General features: G+C 47.0%; 18 protein-coding genes and 1 riboswitch. Of the genes, 6 read left to right on the forward strand and 12 right to left on the reverse strand.

The window, feature by feature from the left end; all coding sequences use genetic code 11:
* Positions 1-66: 66 nt before the first annotated feature.
* Positions 67-2,475 (reverse strand): TonB-dependent receptor plug domain-containing protein, encoded by a 2,409-nt coding sequence (locus F0364_RS03435; protein WP_153796352.1) that lies wholly within the window; start codon positions 2,473-2,475, stop codon positions 67-69.
* 433 nt (positions 2,476-2,908) lie between these two features.
* The gene (locus tag F0364_RS03440; protein ID WP_153796353.1) at positions 2,909-3,436 is read right to left on the reverse strand and encodes a hypothetical protein; all 528 of its coding nucleotides are present in this window, start codon (positions 3,434-3,436) and stop codon (positions 2,909-2,911) included.
* A gap of 440 nt (positions 3,437-3,876) precedes the next feature.
* Between F0364_RS03440 and F0364_RS03445 the strand changes: the two genes are divergently transcribed.
* From F0364_RS03445 to F0364_RS03455, 3 genes are all read left to right on the forward strand, one after another.
* Entirely contained in the window at positions 3,877-6,831 is a 2,955-nt protein-coding gene (locus F0364_RS03445; RefSeq protein WP_153796354.1) for a SusC/RagA family TonB-linked outer membrane protein, read from the forward strand.
* A gap of 112 nt (positions 6,832-6,943) precedes the next feature.
* Positions 6,944-8,377: a RagB/SusD family nutrient uptake outer membrane protein gene (locus F0364_RS03450; protein ID WP_207632492.1), complete on the forward strand. Its 1,434-nt coding sequence runs from the start codon at positions 6,944-6,946 to the stop codon at positions 8,375-8,377.
* Positions 8,378-8,640: 263 nt separating this feature from the next.
* Positions 8,641-11,802, forward strand: coding sequence for a VPS10 domain-containing protein (locus tag F0364_RS03455; protein WP_153796355.1), 3,162 nt, complete (start codon positions 8,641-8,643; stop codon positions 11,800-11,802).
* Positions 11,803-12,011: 209 nt separating this feature from the next.
* Here F0364_RS03455 and F0364_RS03460 read toward each other — a convergent pair whose 3' ends face one another.
* Entirely contained in the window at positions 12,012-12,272 is a 261-nt protein-coding gene (locus F0364_RS03460; protein ID WP_153796356.1) for a hypothetical protein, read from the reverse strand.
* Positions 12,273-12,336: 64 nt separating this feature from the next.
* On the opposite strand from F0364_RS03460, the gene F0364_RS03465 reads away from it, so the two are divergent.
* From F0364_RS03465 to F0364_RS03475, 3 genes are all read left to right on the forward strand, one after another.
* On the forward strand, positions 12,337-15,516 hold the full coding sequence (locus F0364_RS03465) for a WD40/YVTN/BNR-like repeat-containing protein (RefSeq protein WP_153796357.1): 3,180 nt from the start codon (positions 12,337-12,339) through the stop codon (positions 15,514-15,516).
* 176 nt (positions 15,517-15,692) lie between these two features.
* On the forward strand, positions 15,693-16,646 hold the full coding sequence (locus F0364_RS03470) for a DMT family transporter (RefSeq protein WP_153796358.1): 954 nt from the start codon (positions 15,693-15,695) through the stop codon (positions 16,644-16,646).
* 407 nt (positions 16,647-17,053) lie between these two features.
* Positions 17,054-17,515 carry an Lrp/AsnC family transcriptional regulator gene (locus F0364_RS03475; protein ID WP_153796359.1) on the forward strand — a complete coding sequence of 154 codons (462 nt, stop codon included), beginning with the start codon at positions 17,054-17,056 and terminating at the stop codon, positions 17,513-17,515.
* Positions 17,516-17,762: 247 nt separating this feature from the next.
* Here F0364_RS03475 and F0364_RS03480 read toward each other — a convergent pair whose 3' ends face one another.
* The 9 genes from F0364_RS03480 to glpK form a co-directional block, all read right to left on the reverse strand.
* A complete protein-coding gene (locus F0364_RS03480) occupies positions 17,763-18,536 on the reverse strand; it encodes a metallophosphoesterase family protein (protein WP_153796360.1) in 774 nt (257 codons plus the stop codon).
* 37 nt (positions 18,537-18,573) lie between these two features.
* Positions 18,574-19,638 carry an ACR3 family arsenite efflux transporter gene (gene arsB, locus F0364_RS03485; protein ID WP_153796361.1) on the reverse strand — a complete coding sequence of 355 codons (1,065 nt, stop codon included), beginning with the start codon at positions 19,636-19,638 and terminating at the stop codon, positions 18,574-18,576.
* Between the two features lie 23 nt (positions 19,639-19,661).
* Positions 19,662-20,540 carry an arsenite methyltransferase gene (locus tag F0364_RS03490; RefSeq protein ID WP_153796362.1) on the reverse strand — a complete coding sequence of 293 codons (879 nt, stop codon included), beginning with the start codon at positions 20,538-20,540 and terminating at the stop codon, positions 19,662-19,664.
* 56 nt (positions 20,541-20,596) lie between these two features.
* The gene (locus F0364_RS03495) at positions 20,597-20,929 is read right to left on the reverse strand and encodes an ArsR/SmtB family transcription factor (protein WP_153796363.1); all 333 of its coding nucleotides are present in this window, start codon (positions 20,927-20,929) and stop codon (positions 20,597-20,599) included.
* 300 nt (positions 20,930-21,229) lie between these two features.
* Complete coding sequence (locus tag F0364_RS03500) at positions 21,230-22,591, reverse strand: voltage-gated chloride channel family protein (protein ID WP_153796364.1); 1,362 nt, start codon at positions 22,589-22,591, stop codon at positions 21,230-21,232.
* Positions 22,592-22,627: 36 nt separating this feature from the next.
* Positions 22,628-22,696, reverse strand: a riboswitch (Fluoride riboswitch).
* Positions 22,697-22,805: 109 nt separating this feature from the next.
* The gene (locus F0364_RS03505; RefSeq protein ID WP_153796365.1) at positions 22,806-22,976 is read right to left on the reverse strand and encodes a hypothetical protein; all 171 of its coding nucleotides are present in this window, start codon (positions 22,974-22,976) and stop codon (positions 22,806-22,808) included.
* A gap of 9 nt (positions 22,977-22,985) precedes the next feature.
* A complete protein-coding gene (locus tag F0364_RS03510) occupies positions 22,986-23,534 on the reverse strand; it encodes a DUF6934 family protein (protein WP_153796366.1) in 549 nt (182 codons plus the stop codon).
* Between the two features lie 46 nt (positions 23,535-23,580).
* Positions 23,581-25,068 (reverse strand): glycerol-3-phosphate dehydrogenase/oxidase, encoded by a 1,488-nt coding sequence (locus F0364_RS03515; RefSeq protein ID WP_153796367.1) that lies wholly within the window; start codon positions 25,066-25,068, stop codon positions 23,581-23,583.
* A gap of 377 nt (positions 25,069-25,445) precedes the next feature.
* On the reverse strand, positions 25,446-26,942 hold the full coding sequence (gene glpK / locus F0364_RS03520) for a glycerol kinase GlpK (protein ID WP_153796368.1): 1,497 nt from the start codon (positions 26,940-26,942) through the stop codon (positions 25,446-25,448).
* Positions 26,943-26,952: the final 10 nt, after the last annotated feature.

Genomic DNA, 26,952 nt, shown 5'->3' on the forward strand with positions numbered 1-26,952 from the left:
CCACCAAAAGCAAAACCGCCCTTTTAAAAAGGCGGTTTTGTAAATTGTTGTAATGCAGGGGATGTTTTAGAAACTTACCCTTGCGGAAATAATAAAGTTTCTTCCCGGCGATACAATGCCCGATGAGTAGGGCCTGTATCGGCGGTCTGTTATGTTTTCCAAAGCCGCCGTAAACATAAAGTTATCCGTAAGCTGGTACATGGCTTTCAGGTTAAACGTAGCCCAGGATGGCGAGTAGGGTTTGCCATCCGCATCTACGGCATACATATAATCCTTGCCCTGCTCTTCCGGCGCCAGGTTGGCGTTGCTTACCTGGCTGTTGTAAACGGCATAAAAATCTGCCTTGAAGCGGTTGCGGGAGTAGGTAAGGTGCGTTATGCCGAAAAATGGCGCCGCATGCCTTAATGGTGCTGTGCTGCCATCATCCAGCTCTTCCTCGCCTTTCTGGTAGTTCAACCGGCTGGAAATGCCAAAGCCAGAGGGCAACTTTATTTCTATATTGCCGCTTACACCCCATACCCTTGCCTGTGCGGCGTTTTGTATGGATTGTACCTGGCTTAATTCCCCATCGTACACAATGCTGTCCTGCCCGTTTAACGTACTGTTGCGGCGCACCAATGCATTTTCCAGCCAGGTGTAAAAGCCGCTTATCTCAACTTTTACAATGCCGCCAAAAGTTTTGGCAATACCAGCGTCTATATTGTACGCATACTCTGATTTGAGGGATGGATTGGGCACCACAACGGAACCCGGGGTTGATTCGAATATCTTGCCCATGTCATCCACATTTGGCGAACGGAAACCTGTGCTTAGGTTAGCACTTAACTGCCAGGTATTACTGGGGTTATACACCAGGCCAGCACTGCCGGTAAGCCCCCCGGCGTTAACTTTTGCGGTGGAAAATGGAAAATGGTAAAAGCTGGTATCAAACACGGCATTAAGCACATAGCGGTTGTAGCGTGTGCCGGCCTGCAGGCTTAATTTTTCGCTGGCTTTATAACGATAGGTAAGGTAGGCCGCGTAAGATTTCCAGTCGTCGCCATCCGGGTAGCGGGGTGCCCCGGCTACCGATTTACCAGTGCTTACATCTTCATCGGTTCCGGTAGAGGTTACTTTGTTGTAAATAAATTCAATGCCATAGCCCAGGGTGTGCTTTTGGGCTAAAGTTTTTTCCAGGTCAATATTGAAAGACCAGGCATTTACCTTTTCAATGCGGTTGTACCTGGTGGTTTTTTGAAAATCCCTGTCGTGCCGGCTTTCCCTGAAGTATTGCTGTGCGGCGCCAATTTTCATTTGGTCATATAAGGCTGTGCGGGCCGTGCTGGTTACGGTAAGGTTGTTCATCATCCATTCCTGCGGGCCATAATACCATTCCGCAGAGCGCAGGTTGCTGCCACGGTAGCGCAGGAGCCGGTCGTAGCGGGAATAATCGGAGGTTTTGGAATACTGGAAGCCATATTGAACATCCCAGTGTTCGTTTGCCGCAAAGCGTACCTTTTGCAAAAGGTTGTATTGGTTGTACCCGGTAGGCACCTGCTTTTCAGGATTGGGATTGGTTACCATTTCATCCACACCGTTTACGGTTTGCACATAATGTGGCCGCAGGTATTCTTCAGGTCCATGGCTGCCCATTTTAAGGTGGTCAAAATCAAAGTAGCTGGCACTGGTTAAAAAAGCCCATTTTTTCAGGCCTATGTTAAGGTCAACGTGCCCCGTTTTTTCGTTGCTGGCAGATGCCCAGCGTGCCTGCGCATTGCCTTTTATGAAAGTGTGACCAGTTGACGACAATACCGGAGATAAGGTGCTGAAGTTCATTACACCGCCAATGGCATCGCTGCCGTACATAACTGAGCCCGGCCCAAACTGCACCTCTGTTTTTTCGATGGAGAAAGGATCAAGCGAGATAACGTTTTGCAGGTTGCCGCTGCGGAAAATGGCGGTATTCATGCGCACACCGTCAACAGTTATTAAAACGCGGTTGGTAGAAAAGCCGCGTATCATAGGGCTGCCGCCGCCATACTGGCTTTTTTGTATAAATACTTCTCCTCCCTGTCCCAGTAAATCAGCCGCGGTTTGCGGGTTTTGCAGCAGTATATCCTTTTGGGAGATGACAGAAATTTTAGCGGGGGTTTGCCTTTTATCCTGCCGCCATTTGCTGGCAGTAACTACTACTGCCTCAAGAGAAATGGGATCTTCTTTTAGCAGCACTTTTAATTTCCGTTGTTGCAATTGATCATAGGTTACCACCTGCTGCAGGTAACCCGACAGGAATATGAATATGCTGTCAACGTTTTGCAGTGGCGAAATGCCAATTCTGCCCAGGTTGTTTGTTTGCAGGCTTATGCCGGCTTTTTTGTTGCCTACCTGTACCCTTGCAAGGGGCTGGCGTGTTACTTCGTCTTCTATGGTTAGCTCCTGGCCCATGCCTGCAAAAGCAAACAGCAGGCATGCCTGGATAAGTATAATCTTCCTCATTACAGTAGTTTAAGTAGTAATCAATAACCTGCACGTCAGTAACAGTGGTTTGTACCGTAATAAGTGGCCTTTTGGTATCGCAGTATATGATATTCACCCTAAGTGAAATGTCTGCGAACAGCATACGTTTAACTGGTGGCTCCATTGGAATTGTTCCTGGTAGATTGTGCGCAAATACTGTTAAGTTCTTTATGATGATATTGGGGTGTTCAAGAAAAAGTAACGCCAATCTGAAAAACTGTTCTCCCGAAATTTCGGGACTGACACCAAGATTGATCAACCAAAAGCTAGCAGCCATTTACCGGTAACAAAACCTTCTGTGACGGTGCAGGTAATACCCGGGGTATATGCCTGGACTGTTTAATGAGGTTTTTCAAGAAAAACATATACAACACCCTTATTGCTAAGGGTGTTGCTGATACTTTCTTGTTGTTTATGAGAAAGGTTTTGGGGGCGGGGCAGGCATATCCAGTGAAACAGATTGATAAAGATTTTTGTAGTAGGAAGGTAAGGTTGCCAAATGATCAAAGTGACGGGTATCTTCACTTGCTGCAGGCACTATAAGCGGAAGCCATACTTTTTCCAGGCTTTTAAGTGAGCCCAGTTTTTTTGAATGGGCCAGGTGGTCCTGCACCATTTTGTCTAAAAACGCAAAAAGGCTCTTTTCCTGTACATCGTTAATGCAGTAGTAAACAATACTGTCAGCGGATTGCTCAGTCTTCACCACATCATACATCATGTTATGATAATGAAACTCTTTTCCTTCCTCAAACCATTCCAATTCGTCTTTTCCGTCACGGCTTATATGTATAGCAGTTAGTTCTCGTACAGGTACATCCCGCTTAATTTGTTGTTTTATTTCTTTGCGGGCCTGTTGCTGAAATATAATGAAGAAGGAGTAAAACCCCCCGGCATAAAAACTGAATACCAGAAGAAAAAATATGGTTAACGCTTTCTTCAAAACATATTATGTTTAATACAATATTAATATGCAATTTATTAAACTATCTTAATAATTTTACCCATTAATAATTGAAACACTGTTGTTTATAAGCGTTTTTGTGTCATTTTCTATCATTAATTACAATATTTTACTACAAATATTATATATAACAGTAATTTTTACTGCTGTTTCAAAATTTTTTTATAATCTCTCTATTTTTTTACTCCTTTTTTAATGTTCATTAGGAAATTTTACTGTTTTTACATTTTATTTTAATTTTTTTTTAAAAAATAACTAATCTTGTAGTACCAAAAGTTACTGTTGCTAACATTACTAATAGTCACATTATTTTTATTGTAATATATAAATTTACCCTTCTAATCCTAGCCGTTTTCGTTAAAGCTTGCTCTATAACACCGGATACTCTTGTTGTTTATAAACCATTTATTGATTAGCTTATGAAAAGCAGATTATTCTTTTCGCTTTTTTGCCTGGCATCCATTGGCCTAGCGGCCCAGGACCGGACCGTGTCAGGTAAAGTAACCTCCCAGGAAGGTGGAGGTGCATTGTCCGGTGTTAGCATAGCACTGAAAGGAAGCGCAAAAGGCACGGTGTCTGATGCCTCTGGTAACTTCCAGTTAAAAGTTTCATCTTCTTCAGACACGCTGGTTTTTGAATTTGTGGGCTTTCAAAAACAGGAAATCGGTGTCGGCAACCGTTCTCTTTTTGAAATTTCACTGGCTCCTGCTTTTAATTCCATGACAGAGGTTGTGGTTACCGGTTACGGCCAGCAAAACCGTAAAACGCTTACCAGCGCCATTACTTCTGTTAAAGCGGCCGAAATATCCAATATCCCGGCTTCCAGCTCCGACCAACTTTTGCAGGGCCGTGCGGCCGGCGTACAGGTAAATACCAACTCCGGCACCCCGGGCGGCGGTGTATTTGTGCGCATTCGTGGTACATCATCTATCAATGCTTCAAGCGACCCCCTCTACGTTATTGATGGTGTTCCCGTACAATCCAATAATCTTTCCGGCCTTAGCATCGGCGGTGGTATTACCAATCCTATGGCAGATATTAACCCCGCCGATATCGAGTCCATGGAAATTCTCAAAGACGCCTCTGCAACAGCCATTTATGGAGCCCGTGCCGCCAACGGCGTGGTACTTATTACTACCAAGCGTGGCGCCAGCGGCAAGGCTAAAATTGCACTCGGCTTTTACTATGGCAACCAAAAAGCGCCTAAAAAACCCGGTGTTACAGATGGCCCCACATTCGAAAGGCTAATGAATGAGGCTGCTGTTAACGATGGTAAGCCGGCGCCGTACGGCAATCCCGATACGGCCATCACTACCAACTGGGCGGATCTTATCTTCCGTACAGGCGCATTGCGCAATGTGGATCTCTCCATCAGCGGGGGTAACGAAAAAGTAAAATATATGGTTTCCGGCAACAACATGCTGCAGGAAGGCATATTGAAAAAATCCGATTTTGTGCGCAGCACAGGGCGTGTTAACCTGGACTTTACTCCGATAGAAAAACTTAAAATCGGAACCAGCCTTTTATACTCCTATAACAAACGGGGCAGGTTGAGAAATGACGATAACATTTCCGGCGGCTTGGAAGGCACTTTCTTCTATCCTACAGACAGGGGCGTTTATAATGCCGATGGTTCTTATTTTAAAATACCTACGTTCGAAAATCCGGTGGCAGCCATTGCAGAAAGCGACCTGGCTATGATGACCAACCGCTTTGTGGGCAGCATTTATGCGGAATATGAGTTTATACACGGCCTAAAGCTTAAATCCAGCTATAGCCTTGACTACAGTAATGTTGAAGAAACCGTTTACGACAATTCTAAAACCAATGGCGGCTCTGCTGTAAACGGCAGGGCGCAGGCGTTAAGCACCAACAACAACAACTGGATACAGGAAAACGTATTGAGCTACAATTTTAAATTTGGTAAAAGCTCAGTAAGCGCCCTGGTGGGTACCACTGTTCAAAAATCAACCACCTCAGTTATCTCTGTAACCGGCACTCAGTTCCCCAGCGATGATTTTAAAGAAGTTACCGCGGCAGCTATTCAAACAGCCACAACCACCGGCACCAGTTGGGGTATAGGTTCTGTTTTTTCCCGCGTTAATTACGATTACGACCGCAAATACCTGCTTACTGTAAATGTCAGAAGAGATGGCTCTTCCCGTTTCGGTAAAGCCAACCAGTACGGTACTTTCCCCTCAGTGGGTTTGGGCTGGGTATTAACTGAAGAAAAATTCCTGCAGGATATCCCGGCGCTTAACACATTAAAAATCCGCGGAAGCTACGGCATTACAGGTAACCAAAGTGGTATTAAAGATTTCCAGGCACTTGGCCTTTGGGGTGGCGCGGCTTATGCGGATTTGCCGGGTATCAGCCCTACGCAATTGGCCAACCCCAACTTAAAATGGGAAACAACCAAACAAACAGATATAGGCATTGATATCAGCCTTTTTCAAAACAGGTTAAATATCACCGCCGATTACTACTACAAAAAAACGCAGGATCTCTTGCTGGATGTATCGCTGCCCCGCTCCACAGGTTTTAATGTTCTTACGCAAAACTATGGCGAGTTGGAGAACAAAGGCTTCGAATTCGGCATCAGTGGCGATATTGTCCGCTCCAAAAGCGGCCTTACCTGGAGCACCAGCCTAAATATGTCGTTCAACAGGAACAAGATATTGAAATTGGCAGCTCCTTTCAATGTATATAACAGGGATATTTACCGTTACCAGGAAGGTGGCCAGATGTTCTCCTTCTATCTTAACCCCCAAACAGGTGTTGATCCTAAAACCGGCGCCATCCAGTTTGAAGACGTAAACGGCGATGGCCAGTTCGACGTTAACAACGACCGCCGCATTGTAGGTACCGCCAATCCCAATTTCACCGGCGGTTTCACCAACAACCTCAGCTTTAAGGGTTTCGATCTCATGTTCTTCTTCCAGTTCTCACAGGGCAACAAACAGTTGCACTGGAACAGGTTTTTCCAGGAGCATGGCGGCACAAGGTCAACCAATTTCTCTCTCAGCCAGTTAGACAGGTGGCAGAATGACGGTGATATTACCATGATACCCAAAATGACGGCGGCCAACTATGCCAGCGATCTCAGGCCTTCCCGCTTCCTGGAAGATGGAAGCTACATGCGCCTTAAAAACATTTCGCTCGGCTATACGTTGCCTTCATCCCTGGCACGCAGCATAAAAATGTCTTCAGCAAGAATTTATGTTTCTGCGCAGAATATATGGACCATCACCAACTACACTGGTCTCGACCCTGAACTTACAGGTACGGCCTCCAACGCGTTAACACAGGGCATAGAGTTTTATACAATGCCGCAGCCTAAAACAATTATGGCGGGTATTAATGTAACATTTTAGCACACTGGCAAACCATCTCAGCAGGTGGTTTCAAGCACCTCTCAAAAAGATGCCGGGCATGGGTTTTCCATGTCATGCCAATCATGTTTAAAACTCTTAAAACATATTTTAGATGAAAACAGTAACAGCAACAAAAGCCGTTTTGCCTTCGGCGTCACTATATAAACTGGGTTATGCCTTTATCATGGCTGGCCTTGTTTTTACAACTTCCTGCAATAAGGTATTGGACCAGTCACCGCAAAACGAAGTGCAGGATGCCTCTTCCATTACCAACCGCAAGGGTGGCATAGCCGCTATGGCGGGCCTGTATAACGAATTGCAGAACAGCAACTACTACGGCAGCAATTTCTTAATCATCAGCGATGTTAGCTCCAACCAGGGGCAAAGCATCGGCACCTGGGATTTTTACCGTGAAATGGATAACTACCAGGTATCACTCGGCAATACAGAAAACGGTAACTTTTATGCCAGGGCATACAGGGCCATTAACCAGGCCAACAACCTCATAGCTGCGGCCCCGGGCCTTGCCGATGCTTCTGACGCTGACAAGAACAAAATGATGGGCCAGGCTTATTTTGTTAGGGCCCTCGCTTATTTCGATCTTACCAGGTTGTACGGCGGCGTGCCTGGCGTTGTAGGCGCCCTGGGTGTACCTATTACGCTAACACCTTCGCGCCAGATAGACGAAAGCTCCTTCCCCCCAAGGGCAACGCTGGATGCATCTTACAAACAGGTAGAAGATGACCTGTTGCAGGCCGAAAACCTGCTGCTTTCCACGGCAGACAGGTCGCAGGCTTCCAAAGGCGCTGCCAGGGCGCTCTTATCCAGGTTGTACCTGTACACCGGCAACTTTGCCAAGGCTGCGGAGTATGCTACCCTCGTTATCGGCGAAGCCAACTACGCATTAAACCCCAGCTACACGGATATCTTTCTTACCAAGCTCAGCACCGAATCAATATTCGAGCTTAACTACAACGCTGCAGACGTAAGCAATATCCGCAACTGGTATTTCCCCACCTCTTCCGGTGGCCGTGGAGATTTGGCGGCCCATACAAGCTTTTACGAAAAAGCAAAGGCAGATCCTAAAGACATCAGGGGTACACTCTTTGGTTTTGCAGCTTCAGCAGGTATCTACTATCCAACCAAGTACAATAAAGCAGGCAATATTGATAACATCCACATCCTGCGCATTGCCGAAATGTACCTCAACCGTGCAGAGGCCAGGGCCAAAACCAACGACCTTACCGGCGCCATTGCAGACCTTAACGTTGTCCGCAAACGTGCCGGTGTAGACGAGGTTAATCCCTCCGGCCAGGCCGCTGTTCTTGCTGCTATCTGGAACGAGCAGCAACTGGAGTTCGCTTTCGAAGGGCACAGCTTCTTCGATTATGTAAGAACAGGCCAGGCGCTTACCCAACTGGTAAACGTAGAAAGAAAGAACGGCCCTCCGGTTAGCCTTACCATACCGGGCAGGCAGGTATTTCCAATGCCTTCCTTCGAGGTAGATGCCAACAGCAATATCGAGCAAAACGAGGCCTACCAATAGTACGGGCTACGGCTGCGCCGTACCTGCTGAAGAATTTTTATGGGCCCGGCAGAAGAACAGGAATGTAGCATCGTTGCGTCGCACTCTTGTACGGTTGGTCCTCTCTTCAGCACACCGGTGCAACAACCGGCCTGTACACAAAAGCTACTATCGCCGAAAACTTATCTGCCCCTCTTCCCCGGAAGAGGGAGCGGGTAAGCCAGCATAGGCTTTAAAAAACATTCTTGCAAACAGCCATTGAAAATTTACAAACAAACACTACAATGAAAACATTAGGAATAGCAAAGATGATAGGCCTGGCAGGCCTGGCTTTAAGCTTAACCGTTACAGAAATGCAGGCCCAAACATCCCCGGATGTTTTTAAAGGCATGGCCTGGCGTAACATTGGCCCCAACAGGGGTGGCCGTTCGCTGGCCGTTGCCGGCAGCGGCAAACGCAAGCTGGAATATTATTTTGGTGCGGTAGGTGGCGGCCTGTGGAAAACCATAGACGGCGGCCTTAGCTGGAAACCCGTTACCGATGGCCAGTTGGCCAGCTCTTCGGTTGGCGCTGTAGCGGTATCAGAAACCAACCCCGATATCGTGTACATAGGTATGGGAGAGTCAGAATTCCGCGGCAACATCATGCAGGGTGATGGTATCTACAAATCAACAGACGCCGGTAAAACCTGGACAAACATCGGCCTCAAAAATTCACAGATTATTTCCCGCATCCGCATACACCCCACCAACCCGGATATTGTGTACGTGTCAGTACTAGGCCATGCTTACGGCCCTAACGAAGAAAGGGGCGTATTTAAAACCACTGATGGCGGTAAAACCTGGAAAAAAATACTGTACAAAGGCGATAAAGCCGGCGCTGCAGATTTGGTGATTGATGTAAATAATCCTGAAACTGTTTACACTTCAATTTGGCAGGTAACACGCACCCCCTACAAAATGTGGGGCGGCGGCGGTGCCTGTGGTTTGTTTAAAACCACTGATGGCGGCGCCACCTGGACTGAGCTCACCGCAAAACCGGGCATGCCCGCCGGCCCTATTGGCAAAATAGGGGTGGCTGTTTCTCCGGCTGATTCAAAAAGGGTATGGGCACAGGTAGAAGCCAATGAAGGGGGCCTTTTCCGTTCCGATGATGGCGGCGAAACCTGGAAGATGGTGAACAACGAAAGAAAACTTCGTCAGCGGGCCTTTTATTATACCCGCATTTATGCCGATCCTAAAGATAAAAACGGCATCTGGGGCCTTAACGTGGGCTTTTACAAATCAACAGACGGCGGTGTAACTTTTGATAAAACCATACGTGTGCCGCACGGCGATAACCACGATTTGTGGATTGACCCTAACGACCCATTGCGCCTGGCAGAAGCCAACGATGGCGGCGGTACCGTTTCCATTAACGGCGGCACTACCTGGACAGATGAGGATTTTCCCACAGCCCAGTTGTACCATATTTTTGTTACCAACGATTTTCCTTACCATGTAGCCGGTGCCCAGCAGGATAATACCACCATTGCTGTACCAAGCGAAGGATGGAACCACATGAACACCCGCAGCAATTCTATTAAGCCTGGTATGGGTTACGCCTATGCTGTTGGCGGTGGCGAAAGCGGCTACATTACACAAGACCCGAAAAACCCCGACATTTTCTTCGCAGGCAGCCAGGGTGCCCTGTTAACCCGCATTAACCGTGCAACCGGCCAAACAAGGGACGTGCAGGTGTATCCGCGTTTCTTTAGCGGCGAAGAAGCCAAGGTGTTGCCTGAAAGATGGCAATGGACTTACCCGATTGTTTTCTCTCCTATCGATCCCAATCGCCTGTATACATGCTCCCAACACGTGTGGATGACAACCAACGATGGCCAGAGCTGGGAAAAAATAAGCCCGGATTTAACCTATGCCGATACCGCTACTCTCGGCATCAGCGGCGGTGTTATTACAAGGGATATGAATGGCCCTGAAATTTATGCCACCGTTTTCGCTTTGGCGCCATCTTATCACGATGTAAACACAATATGGGCTGGCTCTGATGATGGCATGGTACACATTACGCAGGACAACGGTAAAAGCTGGCAAAACATTACCCCGCCCGGTTTGCCTAAAGACAGCAGGGTAAGCATTATAGACGCATCCCGCCACAAAGCCGGAACAGCCTATGTTGCCGCCAAGCGCTACCAGATGAACGACAGGGAGCCTTATATTTTTAAAACAGATGATTACGGCAAAACCTGGAAGAAGATCATAAACGGCATTTCAGCAGGAGATTATGTACACGCGGTAAGAGAAGATGTAGTTCGCCCCGGTTTGTTGTATGCAGGTACTGAGCACGGCGTTTGGGTTTCGTTTAATGATGGCGAAAACTGGCAGCCTTTGCAACTTAACCTGCCCAACACCCAGGTGTCTGACCTGCTGGTTACCGAGAAAGATATAGTAATAGGCACGCATGGCCGCTCAATTTATGTATTGGATGATGTAGCGCCTATTCGTGAATACAAACCTGAAATAGCCAATGGTATTCATTTGTTTAAACCTTACTATGCGGTTCGCCGTGTACAGAATGCGCTGATACAATACTTCCTTCCCAAAGATGCTGACAGCCTGAAAATTGAAATATTTGACGCGGCTGGCTCCCTGGTAAACACTTTCTACGGTGTTAAACCAAAGCCATCTAAAGAAGGCAAAGAAGAATCTGATGAAGAAAGCTTTTATGGTCGTGGACAGCAACAACCTAAAATGGCGGCCGGCCTTAACAGGTTTGAATGGATGATGCAGTATCCTGCAGCCGCATCATTCAAAGGAATGATTATCTGGGGTGCAAGGGGCAATAACGGGCCATCTGCGCCTCCCGGCAAATACGAGGTAAGGCTAACCACAGGTGGCCAAACCTTATCTCAAACCTTTGAGGTAAGGCTTGACCCACGCCTGCAAGGAGTTACCGAAGCGGATGCACAGGCACAGTTTAAGCTGGCCATGCAGGTACGCGACAAAACTACAGAGGCTAATGAAGCGGTAATACACATACGCAGTATTAAGGAAAACATCAAAAAGGCCGGAGCCGAAACTGCTAATAAGAAAATACTGGCCGATTTAAGTGCCGTAGAAGAATCTCTGTACCAGGTTAAAAACCAGAGCAGCCAGGACCCCCTCAACTATCCAATTAAGATTAACAACCGCCTCGCCTCGTTACAGCGCAGTATAGAAACCGGTGATGCCAAACCCACAGATGGGGCTTACAAAGTGTTTGGAGAATTGTCTGCTGAACTGGACGGCTACCTGGCTACTTTAAATAGCCTGTTGCAAAACAAGGCTGTTAAAAAGTTTGATACATATAAACCAGGCCAGAAAGAAGAGACCGCCTCTAACGGCAGCTCCGGTGAATATGATGATGTAGGTAACGAGGAAGAAATGGAAGAAGAGGAAAATTACTAAAGTTGTCAGCCCTGGATGCCCGAAGTTGGCATCCCAATGTCATTAAGTTAAGCTCTGAATGTCAGGTTGAGCTTGTCGAAACCGGGTTATACAAGTTACTTTTTCATGAATCCGCCTTCGACAAGCTCAGGCTGACAACCTTAACTTAATGACATTGGCAGGCATTCATTAAGCAGAAAGCATTTTATAAGCGTTTCCTATCGTTCGTGTCAAAAAGAGCAGTAAAACCGGCGGGCCGCAACACCAGTACCACGCTTTGCAGAGCGGCGGCCTGCCAGGGTTTTACTGGCAGTTGCAGATTTACTGATAGCCTGTTCGGTTACGGAAGAATACAAAGGATAGTTTAATACCCGCTTAAATGTCGCCATGAAAAACAGAAAGTACAAGTGAGTGACACAACGATGCTTAATTGAAATGCCGCAGTTTGTCACCAAAAATAAAAAGCTTAAAAGCAATACCGCTGCATTCATAAACATACCCTGGCTGATAGTGCATTTGACAGGTTTTATTAACAGCTAAAAAAATTTAACAGCAATGAAAAAAGCATTCAGCAAAATGCACAAAACCTTTACCATTATAGTGGTGGCGCTGGCTGTTGGTGTGCAATTGCATGCGCAGCAGTTGGATACCGCTTTGTATAAAACCATGAAATACCGAAACGTTGGCCCCAACCGTGGCGGCCGTTCGCTGGGTATTGCAGGGTCATCAAGCCGCAAAAATGAATACTACTTTGGCGCAACTGGCGGCGGCCTTTGGAAAACCACTGATGGCGGCCTTACCTGGAAGCCCGTGACAGACGGGCAAATAAACTGCTCATCTGTTGGCGCGGTTGGCATATCAGAATCTAACCCGGATATTGTGTACATAGGCACCGGTGAATCGGAATTCAGGGGTAACATTATGCAGGGCGACGGCATTTACAAATCAACCGATGCAGGCAAAACCTGGAAGAATGTAGGGCTGAAAAATTCGCAGACCATTTCAAGGGTAAGGGTGCACCCCAAAAATCCTGACATTGTATATGTTTCCGTACTTGGCCACGCTTTTGGCGCTAATGAAGAAAGGGGTGTTTATAAAACAGCCGATGGCGGCAAAAGCTGGAAGAAAGTATTGTACAAAGGAGATAAAGCCGGGGCTGCTGATTTGATTATTGACCCGGTGAACCCAGACATTGTATACGCTTCTATTTGGGAAGTGTACCGTACGCCCTGGAAAATGTGGGGTGGCGGTGGCGCCTGCGGTTTATTTAAGTCAACAGACGGCGGCGAAACCTGGACAGAGTTGACCGCCAAACCCGGCATGCCGGCCGGCCCAATTGGTAAGATTGGTGTAACGGTATCGCCGGTAGATAACAAACGCGTATGGGCTATTGTGGAAGCCAATGAAGGCGGTGTTTTTCGCTCTGATGATGGCGGAGAAACCTGGAAACAAACCAACAGCGACAGAAAGCTGCGCCAGCGTGCTTTTTACTATACCCGCATTTATGCCGACCCAAAGGATAAAGAAGGTGTATATGTGCTTAACGTGGGCTTCTTTAAGTCTGTTGATGGCGGTGTTAAGTTTGATAAAACCATACGCGTACCACATGGTGATAACCACGATTTGTGGATAGACCCCACTGACCCCATGCGCATGGCACAGGCCAACGATGGTGGCGGAACTATTTCGCTTAACGGCGGCCAAACCTGGACGGATGAAGACTTTCCCACAGCACAATTGTACCATATTACGGCTTCAAAAGATTTTCCTTACCACGTAGCCGGCGCCCAGCAGGATAATACTACTATTGCTGTGCCCAGCGAAGGCTGGCGCCACATGGTAAGCCGCACCAACAGCACCAAAGGCGGCATGGGTTACGCGTATGAAGTGGGTGGCGGCGAAAGCGGCTATATAGCCCAGGACCCTAAAAATCCTGACATCTTCTACGCAGGCAGTTACAGTAACACACTTACCCGCATTAACCGCATTACGGGCGAACGCAGGGAGGTGGAGCCTTACCCAAGATATTTCATGGGCGAAGCCGCCAAAACTTTACCGGAAAGAGTGCACTGGACTTTCCCTATCGTATTTTCTCCTGTTGATGGCAACCGCATGTACGTATGCTCCCAGCATGTTTGGTTTACACAAAATGGTGGCCAGACCTGGGAAAGGATTAGCCCGGATTTAACACTGGGCGATACTGCTACCCTGGGCGAAAGCGGCGGTATTATTACCCGCGACATGAGCGGCCCTGAAATTTATGGTACCGTGTATGCGCTGGCGCCGTCTCAAAAAGAAGTGAATACCATTTGGGCCGGCTCTGATGACGGCTTGCTGCACATTACCCGCGACCATGGCAAAAGCTGGCAGAATATTACCCCGCCAGACATGCCAAAGCACACACGCATCAGCATTATTGAAGCTTCTCCCCATAAAGCCGGTACCGCCTATGTGGCAGCCAAACGTTACCAGATGAACGACCGTGCGCCATACATCTGGAAAACGGATGATTACGGTAAAACCTGGAAAAAAATAGTGAACGGCATTGCTGCAGGCGATTTTGTGCACGCTGTTCGTGAAGACATCACCAAACCCGGGCTGCTGTACGCAGGTACTGAACATGGTGTGCTGGTGTCTTTCAACGATGGCGAAAGCTGGTCGCCTTTGCAAATGAACCTGCCCAATGCACAAGTGCCTGATATGGCCGTTACAGAAAAAGACCTCGCGATTGCTACACATGGCCGTTCTATGTATATCCTGGATGATATAGCCCCTGTAAGGGAATATACGCCGGAGATAGCCAGCAAGGCCGTTCATTTTTATAAGCCGTACTATGCTGTGCGCAAAGTACAGAACGCGGTTTTCCAGTATTACCTGGCTAAAGACGTGGATAGTGTAAAAATTGAAATACTGGATGCCGCCGGCAAGCTGGTACAAACTTTTAAAGGCGAAAAACCTAAACCTAAAGCAGATTCCACCAAATCTGATGACGACGGTGGAGATGAAGAAAGCTTTTTTGGCGGCGCACCCAAGCCTCCTACCGTAAAAGCTGGTCTTAACAAGTTTGAATGGGACTTACGTTACCCCGGCGCCACTGGTTTTAAAGGCATGATTATGTGGGCTGCGCGTTCACAAATGGGGCCTGTTGCCACACCGGGCCAATACCAGGCAAGGTTAACTGTGGGTGGAGAAACCATTACCCAGGCATTTGAAGTACGGTTAGACCCACGGCTTACCAGCGTAACCGAAGCCGACATACAGGAACAATTCAAGCTGGCCATGCAGGTGCGTGATGAAACCAGCAAAGCCAATGAGGCGGTAATAAAAATCAGGAATATTAAAGACAGTATGACAAAGGCCGGTGTTGCTGAAAAGAACAAGAAAATTATTGACCAGCTAAGCGTAATTGAACAGGCCATTTACCAGGTGAAGAACCAAAGTAACCAGGACCCGCTCAACTATCCCATCAGGTTGAATAACAAAATTGCCGCTTTGCAGCGCATTATTGAAAATGGCGAAAACAAGCCAACAGATGATGCTTACAAAGTGTTTAAAGAGTTGTCTGCCGAACTGGCCGGCCACCTGGCTGCCCTCGACAAGCTGTTGCAGGACAAAACAGTGAAGAAGTATTACAGCTTTAACCTGGCGCAATACAAAATGAACAATGCAGGCGAACGCATGGGCGATGTTGGCGGCATGGAAGAAGAACAAGAGGAGGAGGAAGAAAATTATTAGTTGATACAACCAATGCAGCCGGGCTGTTGCTGGTATGCAGCCCGGCTTGTAAAATAGCTATTGACATATCATATACCCCCCGCCGGTGGGCCGGGCTACCAGCATACTGGCCTGCCGGTTTAAAAGTTCTTTTACACATAACGGCGTATTACCCGCGGCGGCAATTTTTTCTTTTTATGGTACATGTAAAAAGGATATTCCAGGCAACAGCTTTGGGTATCCTGAGTAATTTTTTTCTTTCCGCCGGGCTGGTGGTAAACAGTGTAATGGCGTTTAAAGGTAATAGCTGGGCCTGGACGGCCTCTTTGCGTTACCTGTTGCTGATACCATTTCTTGCAGGCATACTGGCTGCCCGCAGGCAACTAAAGAGTTTCCTATCAACTTTTATGCGCATGCCTGGTGTTTTTCTGTTGTGGGGCAGTATTGGCTATGGATTATTTTATGCGCTGCTGGTATATGCGGCGGAGCTTTCACCCGGCTGGCTGGCCGCGGCAGCTTTTGAAACAACCATTGTAGCAGGGCTGCTGCTTTCCCCTTTTATTTACAAAGACAGCAGGAAAGTTATCCCGTATAAGGCGCTGTTATTATCGGTGTTCCTGGTTAGCAGTTTGCTTATCATGCAAATGGAAAGGCTAAAGGCAACAGAAAACCCCGCTACCATAATAGCCGGCATATTACCTGCGCTGGCCGCTGCTTTTTTATGGCCGCTCGGTAACCGCAAATTATTACTGGCCCTGGAGCAAAAGCAAATACGAATGAATGCCATGCAGCGGGTGCTGGGTATGGCGCTTGGCAGCCTGCCGGTGTCGCTTCTTACCTCGTTATACGGGTATTTTTCCTCGGGGCTGCCGGGCCGGGTACAGGTTCTGTCATCCCTTTGCGCCGCCTTTTTCTCCGGCGTACTGGGCACAGGGCTTTTTTACAAAGCCATGCAAATGGTAAAGCATAACCCTATAGCCATGGCAACCGTAGAAGCCACACAGGTAACTGCCATTGTATTTACCCTGCTGGGCGAAATGCTGTTTACAAAGGCTGCATGGCCAGGGCTTTACGGCAATATCGGGTTCGCTGTAATGGCTGCCGGCATTGCAATGTATATATCATTATCTGTTAGGTACGAGCGGGCATAAACCAGGGATACTTTATACCCACAGTAATAAAAAAGCTGTTAAGTTTTATTGATAACGGCAGGTTTCTACCTGCTGTATTTTTTAAAATACAGGCGTACGGATTAATCGGTGAAACCGGCAGATTTATAGGGGCTTTAAAGCGTTCGTTCGGTGTTTTTTGCGGTTAAATGGGTAATTTGCCGTAACACCATAACCTTCATAAATCTTGCTGGTTTATCCCAAAACACGGTAAGAACACCCTCTAATTACAAATACAATCTAAACCAGGTAAGTAATCCTTCCTGTAAAAATTTGCCCATTTACGTTGATGCTTGCTTTTAATATGATGGCGTTAAGCCGCATGTTAAGGCAGGTATTTTAAGTAAGCCTGGGGCTGCATTGTTAACATTTAAAACAGGCTAACCGCTATGGAAGAACTGGATGACATAGACAAAAGTATTTTACGGCATTTGCAGCAGGATTCAAAGATTACCGCCAAAGAGCTGGCGTCAATACTGCAACTAACGGTTTCTCCGGTTTACGACCGCATCAAACGGCTGGAGAGAATAGGTTACATTAAAGAGTATGTGGCCGTATTGAACAGAAGCCTGTTAAGGCAGCCCATCACCACTTTTTGCCAGGTATCCATGCGGTACCATAACGAAGAGTTTATAGAGAAATTCGAGCAGGAAATTCAGCAGTTAAAAGAAGTGCAGGAGTGTTACCACATAGCTGGCCAGATAGATTTCCTGTTAAAGATTAATGTAGGCAGCCTGAATGAATACCACGATTTTGTAAAGTACAAATTATCCAAGCTGGAAAATATCGGTACGTTGAACAGTACGTTTGTGCTCAAGGAAATAAAGCATACCCATGCATTTAATATTTAGCTATAGGGTACGTTAAAGCAAGAATTTTTTTGGGACAAGCAGGGGTTTTTCATGGCATCGTCCCTTGTGTCACTCCCTTGTGCTATTGGTTTTCATGGCGGCATTTATGCGGGTATTAGTCAACAAAGGCCTGCGGCCATGTATTGATCACGCAAAGACAGCAAAGCCACCAGGGAACTTTTATCCTCCTTTGCGCCTCTGCGTTCTTTGCGTGAGCAATTGTAAAACCTGCACAGCTATGCGGGTCTTATATACCCCTGCGCAAGCTTTCTGCGTAAGCATCTGGGAGTGGGCTTTGTTCAACGGCTATGGCTGCCTTTTCTACGTCATACTCAAAACGTATAAACTCAACTTCAATACTCTCCTTATCCAAAATGCTGCTGTTGTTGTTAATGTGCAGTAAAACATAACCGCCCCGTGGGTCGCCATCTTTCGGTTTGCCAACAGAGCCAATATTGATAGCATGCCTGTAGTAATTCCCGCCTTTTTCACCGGAGTTAAATATCCTGTGGTAAGGCTTATGCGTATGGCCAAAACACATGATATCTGCGCTGGCCTGCTCCATAATCCGTATCATGCTGTGCTCATCCCGGTCTTCAAACAGGTATTCGTTGATTTTTCGAGGGCTGCCATGCACCAGCAGCAGGTTTAGCTTATCGTTGTTCAATTGAAATTCTATGTTTATATGCGCAGGCAGTGTACGCAGATAATTTCTGTGTATTTCATTTACAATCTCATTGGTATAATCAATAGAAACCGCGCCGTTGGCTTTTTCCGTATCGGTTTTGTAGGCGCAGCCGCAATCATTGCTGGCCCTGCCAATGCCAAAGTCGTAGTTGCCTGCAATTGCAGGTATGCCCCTTTTACGTATAGCATTAATAACCTCGTTAGGCCAGATGTTGTACCCAACCATGTCGCCCAGGCAATAAATTGCATCGGGTTGGCGGGCATCCACATCAGCAAAGAAGGCTTCCAGTGCCGGAAGGTTGGCATGAATGTCGGAGAATAAAGCAATTTTCATTTCTTTATTTTAAACAGTTGATAATATCGTTAACTTTTTAAGCATTGAAATATTTTTTCCTGAACCAGAATGCAAGGTTTACCAGTGCCATTAAAGCGGGTACTTCTACCAGCGGGCCAATAACCCCGGCAAACGCCTCGCCACTGTTGATGCCGAACACAGCAATGGCAACCGCTATGGCCAGTTCAAAATTGTTACCTGTAGCGGTAAAAGCGATAGAGGTTGATTGGGAATAACCAGCTCCTAAAAACTTGCCCGCAAAAAAGCTGGCCACAAACATTACCGCAAAGTAAATAACCAGTGGCAGGGCAATGCGCAAAACATCCATTGGTATCTGAACAATAAGTTCGCCTTTCAGGCTGAACATGAGCAGGATGGTAAAAAGCAGCGCAATTAAAGTAATGGGAGAAATAAATGGAACATACTTTTTCTGAAACCAATCCTCCCCCTTCAGCTTCATTAAAAGGTAACGGCTGATAACCCCTGCTGCAAAGGGTATGCCCAGGTAAATACCCGTGGATTTGGCTATTTCTGCTATTGTAATATGTACAGCCAGGCCCTGCAGGCCAAAAAGCGGCGGTAAAAGAGTAATAAAAACATACGCGTACACACTGTACAGCAGCACCTGAAAAATACTGTTGAGTGCGATAAGCCCGGCGGCATATTCCCGGCTACCTTCGGCCAATTCATTCCAAACCACCACCATTGCGATACACCGGGCAAGTCCAATAAGTATCAGCCCGGTCATGTACGCCGGATAATCCCTTAAGAAAGTGATGGCCAGCAGAAACATCAGTATGGGGCCAACAACCCAGTTTAAAAATAAAGAAGCGCCCAAAACTTTAGTGTTTTTAAAAACTTCCCCCATTTTTTCGTACCGAACTTTTGCAAGTGGCGGGTACATCATCAGTATAAGGCCAATAGCCAAAGGAATGTTAGTGGCACCGCTGGAAAAATTATTAATAACCCCGGCTGATGAGGGCATGAAAAATCCAAGCGAAACACCTGCCGCCATGGCTAAAAAAATCCAGAGTGTGAGAAAGCGGTCAAGAAAACCTAACCGCTTTCTTTCATGCGCCGGGGCGCAGTTGTTTGCAGACATATTGTGCTTTTAGGTGGCAGTAATTAGTTGCAGCATTCAGGCCCGCAGCAGGCGGCTTTTTCTTCTTTGGGCTGTACGCTGCCGGTTTCTTTAGCTCCAGGCTTTTCCGCATAAACGGTTACGCTGTAAATGCCAGTGCCACTGTTTTTAAACTCCGCGATTTCTTCGGCCGTCAGGTAATCCTTCAGTATGTCATCAGGAACAACAATTAGTTTTTCTTTCTGGACAGTTATATTGGCAAACCCGTTCTGCTTTATCAGCTCAATATAATCCTGCTTCTGGATAGCGCCGGAAACGCAGCCGGCATACATTTCAGCGGCCCGCTGAATAGCCCTGGGCAGTTCACCCGATAAAACGATATCTGAAATGCTGAAATGGCCGCCGGGCTTTAGTGTTCTGTATATTTCTTTTATAACGGCATCTTTGTTGGGCACCAGGTTTAATACACAGTTGCTTACAATAACATCAGCGATGTTATCATTCAACGGCATTTTTTCAATGTCGCCCTGCCGGAATTCCACATTGTGGTAACCCAGTTTTTCTGCGTTTGTGCGTGCCTTGTCAATCATAGCCGGGGTAAAATCTATACCGATCACTTTACCGGTTTCCCCTGTTTGCGCACGGGCTACAAAGCAATCGTTACCGGCGCCACTACCAAGGTCAACCACCACGTCGCCCTTTTTTATCCTGGCGTACTGGGTGGGCAGGCCGCAGCCCAGCCCCAGGTCAGCATCCGCGTTATAACCTTCCAGGTTGCTGTAGTCATCATTCATAATGTTGTATACATCAGTACTGCAACTGCCGCTGCCACAGCAGGATGACTGGTTAACAGATTTTTCCTGTAAGGCTATTTCACTGTATTTCTGCCTTACCATTTCTTTTAGTTGATTGTTTGTGTGCATGTTGTAAATGTTTAATTGGTATATTGCAATATTGCGATTAATTAAAGCAAAAAAACTCAGCAGCATTTCGGGCCGCAAAGATCTACCTCCGTAAAAAAGCTGCTGAACAGGTCTTTGTATTTTTTCCAGGTATCCGGGTGAATGCAATAGCAAACGCTGACACCTTCAATAGTTCCCTGTATAATGCCGGCGGTTTTCAACTCTTTTAAATGCTGGGAAGTGGTCGCCTGGGCCAGGCCAAGTTCTTCAACAAGATCTCCGCAAACGCAGGCATTCTTTTTAACCAGGTGCTGCAGTATGGCAATACGTGCCGGGTGTGCCAGCGCTTTGGCCATCAAGGCTATTTCATTCTGCTCTTTGGTAAACAATGCTGTTTTAGTAGCTCCCATCTGAATTAATATTATATCGTAAAATTACGATGAATAGGATATCAGCCAAATTTTTTTCCCGTGTAGGTAAAAAAATATAGAAATCTTGCCACGGAAACACGGAGGATTGCGGGAAGTCAATACATCGCCTTGCGTGTGCTCATCGCCTTAATGTGTGTTCAACCGCCGCACTACCCGGGTCTGAAAAGCCGCCCAATGAATAAAATGATGAAGTGCTTGCGACGCAACGATGATGCCATGAAAAACTATTGCCGGTATCTAAAAAATGCCTTTTTTTCTCCGATGACCAATATTTGAAGTTTATTTTTTAAAGCGCTGCCAAAGTTTTTTTATTCTTTCTGTACGCAGTTGTTTAAGTGTTTTCTCAGTTCTGTCATCGTTATCGCCGGTTTTGTAAAATGCCAGCCTTTGCGAATGATAAATGCCTGTATGCCCGCTGAAGTAATACGCCGTAAAACAGGCAACGGCATAATATAGCGTATGCTCGGCCCCAAAAAGTTCTACCCCCATTATAGTGCATGCAATAGGGGTATTGGTAGCGCCGGCAAAAACGGCAATAAAACCCAGGCCAGCCATAAGGTCAATGGGGGCGCCGGTAACAACACCGATGCTGTTGCCTAATGCGGCGCCAATAAAGAACAGCGGCGTTACCTCGCCGCCTTTAAAGCCGGTGCCGAGTGTAATAGCCGTAAACAGCAGCTTAAGCAGCCAGCTTGCATAACCCGCGCCGCCAGGCTGAAAAGAAGACACAATACTTACGCCACTACCAGGATTGGTAACGCCCAGGCCAAGATAATCTGTGGTGCCACTAATGTAAACCAATGCTATAACTATAACGCTGCCTGTTACCGGTATTAACCAGGATACTTTAATGTACCGGGTGGTGATGTTTTTTATGCTGTGCGAAACCTCCGCAAACAGGTAACCTGCCAGGCCAAAGCAAATGCCTGCCATGATTACCTTCAGCAATAGCAAGCCGTTTATTTTAAAGAGGCTTTCCGTATTGGCAGCTACCAGTTTGTGAAGGAGTATCTGGTAATGGGTGTGATGGGCACCCCAGGCGGTACAAACAACATCCGCAAGTACCGCTGCCATTAAACAGGGCAGTAAGGCGCGGTGATTAATACGGCCTATGTACAAAACCTCCAACGCAAAAATGGCGCCTGTAACGGGTGTGCCAAACACTGCCCCAAAGCCTGCTGCTATGCCCGCCATCAACAATATGCTTATGTCTTCGCTGGTAAGTTTAAACCATTTGCCAAATAAACCTGCAAAGCTGCCGCCCATTTGTACGGCAGTGCCCTCTCTGCCGGCAGAGCCACCAAATAAGTGGGTAATAATGGTGCCAGCCAGTACCAGCGGCGCCATGCGCAACGGCACACCACCGCCGGGCTCATGAATTTCATCCATGATCAGGTTATTGCCTGCTTCCGCATTTTTACCGGCATATTTATACATAAAGTAGATAGCTACCCCAGCCACCGGCAGCAGGTAGAGGAGCCATTCAAAACTGTGGCGCAGGCTGGTTGCCATATCCAGCAGCCAAAGGAACAGGGCTACCGCAGAGCCTGTTACAGCGGCTACTGGCAGTACCAATAACGTCCATTTAAAAAGGTGTAAAAGAATGCGGAGATGTTCTGGTGAATTGGTTTTTGATTTCATGCCTGCAAATAATTTAAAAGCACATTGTACAATGTTGTTACTGCAGGCGCCATCAGCTCCCGGTTGAGCGGTTTATAACAGGAAGACACCATTTCCTTGAATGGTAAAGATAGGCGATGAAATAAATTAATCTGGATACAACATAACAAAAGTTGAAAAATCCCAGGGCAAAGCGGCATTAAAAAAGGTATCGTTTTTTGACACCTTTAATTTACTATTGAAAATTTTGAGAGACCTGGGGTTTTACTTTTCGCAAATATTTTTTTGCGTTTTCAACCTTTTTAGGAAACAAAACTCTGTCTTTGAGTTTTGAGGCAACTAAAGACAAAAGCCCGGATTCAGTTACATTAACCAATTCCTTAGATTTTACCGTTTTAGGTTTCATTGTATAAAATTATGCTTTTCTAAATAAAAAGACCGAATCATACCTTTTGTAAGGTTCGTAAGGTTCAAGAATAGTTTGCCGCTGCTCATTTTTAAAACCTCCAAGAAAATGATAATCAAGTCTTAACTTTTTGTAGTTTTTGTCAACATAACCACGGTATATGTTAATTCTCCTATTGTGATTTTTACACTCAACGGTACATTTTTTTGTACAAGTTAACCTGCAGTGTTCAACAAATTCAGGTCTCCCATCACTTCCTTGAACCATTAATATATCGTTGTAGTGCTTCTCAAAAAAAAGTGGAATTGTACTTAGAACAGTATTAAATACTTTATAGGCATCTCCGTTGTTTGAATTTATACTGTCGACAATAATATCGTTTTCTAAATCATAATCTCCAAAACCAAGATTGTAGACATTTCTTCCTTTCAGTTCTTGTACTAACGAATATTGAATTACTTTAACTACGTGTTGAAAGCCTTTACTGATGAAGAAAAATGTTAGATAATGTGCTGATTTGTCTTCTTGCAGTTCATAACTGTTCTCTATGGCACGCATTAAGTTTGTTTTCAGCTTGCAAATTTAGGGCATGTAAAAAGATTAATTATAAAATATACCCTTTAGCCGTAGCATTAAACGCTTCTACCTGTTCACGCTGCCAGGCTTCATCTTTGTTCATGTACCGGGCCATTATTGCGGCCACGGCTGGGGCTTTTGCTATGGCCATCCCGGCATCCAGGAACAACAGCCTGGTGCGGCGTGCAAGTACATCTTCCACAGTTGCAGCCATTTCGTGCTGTACAAAAAAAGCGATGTCTTTTTCCTGTATCTCAAAGTCTTTGTGCAGCAGGCTATTGTCTTGACGCGGGTAAAGCGCTTCGGTACCGCCAATGGGCAGGTTGCTGGTAATACAGGTGCGTTTTGGCAGCCTGCCCGTAATTACAGCCTGGTTAACCACTTCTTCGGCCATTTTGCGGTAGGTAGTCCATTTGCCGCCGGTAATGGTAATTAAGTGTGCCTTTGAAACAATGATAGTGTGATCCCGCCGGATGACAGCGGTGTTTTCGGCATTCTTTTGTTTTACCAATGGCCGCAGCCCGGCAAACATGCTTTTAACATCGCTGCGCTCAATATTGGTTTTAAAGTATTTGTTGGCATGCTGTAATACAAATTCTATTTCAGACTGCAGGGGCCTGGGCTCCAGGCTAATTTCAGGCACTTCATTATCTGTAGTGCCAATAACCACTTTGTTGTGCCAGGGCACGGCGAACAGCACCCGGCCATCGCTTGTTTTGGGAATCATGAGGGCATGATTGCTGGTAAAGAACTTTTTATCCACTACCAGGTGTATGCCCTGGCTTGGCGTTACAATATCGCTGTGCTGCTGTTCATCCATCTGCATCACATGGTCTGCAAAAACACCGGTGGCATTAATAACGGCCCGGGCATTTAACTGGTAGGTTGTACCGTCAAGCTTGTCCTGTACGGTAACGCCATTTACCTTCTCCCCATGCTTAAGAAGCCCGGTAACGCTGCTGTAATTAACAATAACAGCGCCATGCTCTACAGCAGTCTTGGCAAGTTCTACCGCCAGCCTGGCATCGTCAAACTGGCCATCGTGATAGGCAATGCCGCCGGCAAGGCCTTTTTCTTTCAGGTCCGGCAAATGCTGTATGGTTTGCTTCTTACTTAACCATTTTGTTTTGCCCAGGCTTAATTTTCCAGACAATAAATCGTACATGCCCAACCCTATGCCGTAGAACATCTTTTCAAAAAAGCTGTACACGGGTATAACAAACAACAGGTCTGATGTTATGTGCGGCGCATTTTTAAGCAGCCAGCCCCTTTCCCGCAGGGCTTCTTTAACCAGTTTTATATTGCCTTGTGCCAGGTATCTTACGCCGCCGTGCACCAGTTTGGTGGCCCGGCTGGATGTGCCTTTGGCAAAATCATGCGCTTCCAGCAGTACAGTGCGGTAACCGCGGGATGCCGCATCTACAGCGGCGCCCAGGCCGGTAGCGCCACCACCTATAATGATGACGTCCCAATCTTTCTCGTTATGTAACCTGTTTAATGCTGCCTGCCTGTTCATGATTAGCTTATGCTGACGGCAACCACCGGTTGCCATGATGGATGGTAATATACAACTTCGCTGTTAAAGCTATGAATTTTTGCTGCTGGCCAATACTTACGCTGCGTCACCACCGCGCCAGGGATTGAAGCACAACTGAGGAAAAGCAACTGAATGTTGCTTTGACGAAAGTTGCGAACGCAGTTCTCCCCGGTGAGGCCATAGCAGCAGGGCTTTGTGCCGGAGTATGAGCACAACCAAGTAGAAGCAACTGAATGTTGCTTTGGCGAAGGTTGCGAACGAAGTTCTGCCCGGTGCCCATCGCCTTAGCGTGGGCAGGCGCCCTAATCAGTTGTACGGCCTCGCCCCCGCCCTCTCCAAAGCAGCGGGAGTTGCAGCTATTCTTCTTCCGCCCAAACCTGTGCAGCTTTAATGGCCCTGTGCCAGCCTTTAGATAGTTTGTTTCGCTGCTCCTCACTTATGGCGGCCGTAAAGGTCTTATCCATCTTCCACTGGCTGCTTATTTCTTCTGTGTTTTTCCAATACCCAACCGCTAACCCTGCAAGGTAAGCTGCGCCCAGGGCGGTGGTTTCTGTAATGACCGGCCTTATAACAGGCGTATCCAATATATCGCTCTGAAACTGCATGAGCAAATTGTTGGCGGTGGCGCCACCATCAACCCGCAGTTCTTTAACCGCCACGCCGGCATCGGCTTCCATGGCCTTTAGTACATCCATGGTTTGAAAAGCGATGCTTTCCAGCGCCGCCCGGGCAAAATGAGCGCCTGTAGTACCGCGGGTAATACCGGTAAATGTGCCACGTGCATGCTGGTTCCAGTAAGGGGCGCCCAGGCCGGCAAAAGCCGGTACCAGGTACACGCCGTCGCTGCTGTTAACCTGCAGGGCCAGCTTTTCCACATCTGCGGAGTTGCGGATAATTTTAAGCCCATCCCGCAGCCACTGTACCACGGCGCCGGCAATAAACACGCTGCCTTCCAGCGCATAATTGGTTATGCCGTTAACCTGCCAGGCAATGGTGGTAAGCAGGTTGTTTTTTGAGGCAACAGGCTTTTCTCCCGTGTTCATGAGCATAAAACAGCCGGTGCCATAAGTATTTTTTACCATGCCCGGCTGTGTGCACATTTGCCCGAAAAGCGCCGCCTGCTGGTCTCCGGCAATGCCTGCAACAGGTATGTTTTTGGCTGTTAAGATGTTTTGTGTGTGGCCATACACTTCGCTGGAGCTTTTTACCTGCGGCAAAAGACTGGCCGGTATATTCATCAGTTGCAACAATTCATCATCCCATTGCAGGGTTTGTATATTAAATAGCATGGTGCGGGACGCGTTGGTTACATCCGTAGCATGCACAGTGCCGCCGGTAAGCTTCCAAAGCAGCCAGGTGTCTACGGTACCAAAACAAAGCTGGCCGGCTGCGGCTTTTTGCCGGGCGCCTTCCACATTATCTAATATCCATTTAAGCTTGGTGCCGGAAAAATAGGCATCTATCACCAGCCCGGTTTTTTGTTGTATAGACGCGGCATGGCCGGCCGCTTTAAGGCTGTCGCAGTAGCCGGCGGTACGCCTGTCCTGCCATACAATGGCGTTGTAAACGGGCTGGCCTGTTTGTTTGTCCCACACTATGGTGGTTTCCCGCTGGTTGGTAATACCAATGGCGGCTATGTTGTTAACGGTAAGCCCTGCTTTGGTAATGGCTTCGGCGGCCACGCCCAGTTGGGTACTCCATATTTCGTTGGGGTCATGTTCAACCCAACCCGGTTGTGGAAAAATTTGCGTAAACTCTTTTTGCGCAACAGATATGCTGCTTCCTTCCCTGTTAAAAATGATGGCCCTTGAGCTGGTAGTGCCCTGGTCGAACGCCAGAATGTATTGTTCCATATCAGCAATC

The sequence above is a fragment of the Foetidibacter luteolus genome (assembly GCF_009650435.1).
Lineage (GTDB): Bacteria > Bacteroidota > Bacteroidia > Chitinophagales > Chitinophagaceae > Foetidibacter > Foetidibacter luteolus.

Excerpts from the sequence above, each read along its gene's own strand:
- F0364_RS03435 (WP_153796352.1), bottom strand. The coding sequence starts at position 2,475 with ATGAGGAAGATTATACTTATCCAGGCATGCCTGCTGTTTGCTTTTGCA.
- F0364_RS03445 (WP_153796354.1), top strand. The coding sequence starts at position 3,877 with ATGAAAAGCAGATTATTCTTTTCGCTTTTTTGCCTGGCATCCATTGGC.
- F0364_RS03450 (WP_207632492.1), top strand. The coding sequence starts at position 6,944 with ATGAAAACAGTAACAGCAACAAAAGCCGTTTTGCCTTCGGCGTCACTA.
- F0364_RS03455 (WP_153796355.1), top strand. The coding sequence starts at position 8,641 with ATGAAAACATTAGGAATAGCAAAGATGATAGGCCTGGCAGGCCTGGCT.
- F0364_RS03460 (WP_153796356.1), bottom strand. The coding sequence starts at position 12,272 with ATGAATGCAGCGGTATTGCTTTTAAGCTTTTTATTTTTGGTGACAAAC.
- F0364_RS03465 (WP_153796357.1), top strand. The coding sequence starts at position 12,337 with ATGAAAAAAGCATTCAGCAAAATGCACAAAACCTTTACCATTATAGTG.
- F0364_RS03470 (WP_153796358.1), top strand. The coding sequence starts at position 15,693 with ATGGTACATGTAAAAAGGATATTCCAGGCAACAGCTTTGGGTATCCTG.
- F0364_RS03475 (WP_153796359.1), top strand. The coding sequence starts at position 17,054 with ATGGAAGAACTGGATGACATAGACAAAAGTATTTTACGGCATTTGCAG.
- F0364_RS03480 (WP_153796360.1), bottom strand. The coding sequence starts at position 18,536 with ATGAAAATTGCTTTATTCTCCGACATTCATGCCAACCTTCCGGCACTG.
- arsB (WP_153796361.1), bottom strand. The coding sequence starts at position 19,638 with ATGTCTGCAAACAACTGCGCCCCGGCGCATGAAAGAAAGCGGTTAGGT.
- F0364_RS03490 (WP_153796362.1), bottom strand. The coding sequence starts at position 20,540 with ATGCACACAAACAATCAACTAAAAGAAATGGTAAGGCAGAAATACAGT.
- F0364_RS03495 (WP_153796363.1), bottom strand. The coding sequence starts at position 20,929 with ATGGGAGCTACTAAAACAGCATTGTTTACCAAAGAGCAGAATGAAATA.
- F0364_RS03500 (WP_153796364.1), bottom strand. The coding sequence starts at position 22,591 with ATGAAATCAAAAACCAATTCACCAGAACATCTCCGCATTCTTTTACAC.
- F0364_RS03505 (WP_153796365.1), bottom strand. The coding sequence starts at position 22,976 with ATGAAACCTAAAACGGTAAAATCTAAGGAATTGGTTAATGTAACTGAA.
- F0364_RS03510 (WP_153796366.1), bottom strand. The coding sequence starts at position 23,534 with ATGCGTGCCATAGAGAACAGTTATGAACTGCAAGAAGACAAATCAGCA.
- F0364_RS03515 (WP_153796367.1), bottom strand. The coding sequence starts at position 25,068 with ATGAACAGGCAGGCAGCATTAAACAGGTTACATAACGAGAAAGATTGG.
- glpK (WP_153796368.1), bottom strand. The coding sequence starts at position 26,942 with ATGGAACAATACATTCTGGCGTTCGACCAGGGCACTACCAGCTCAAGG.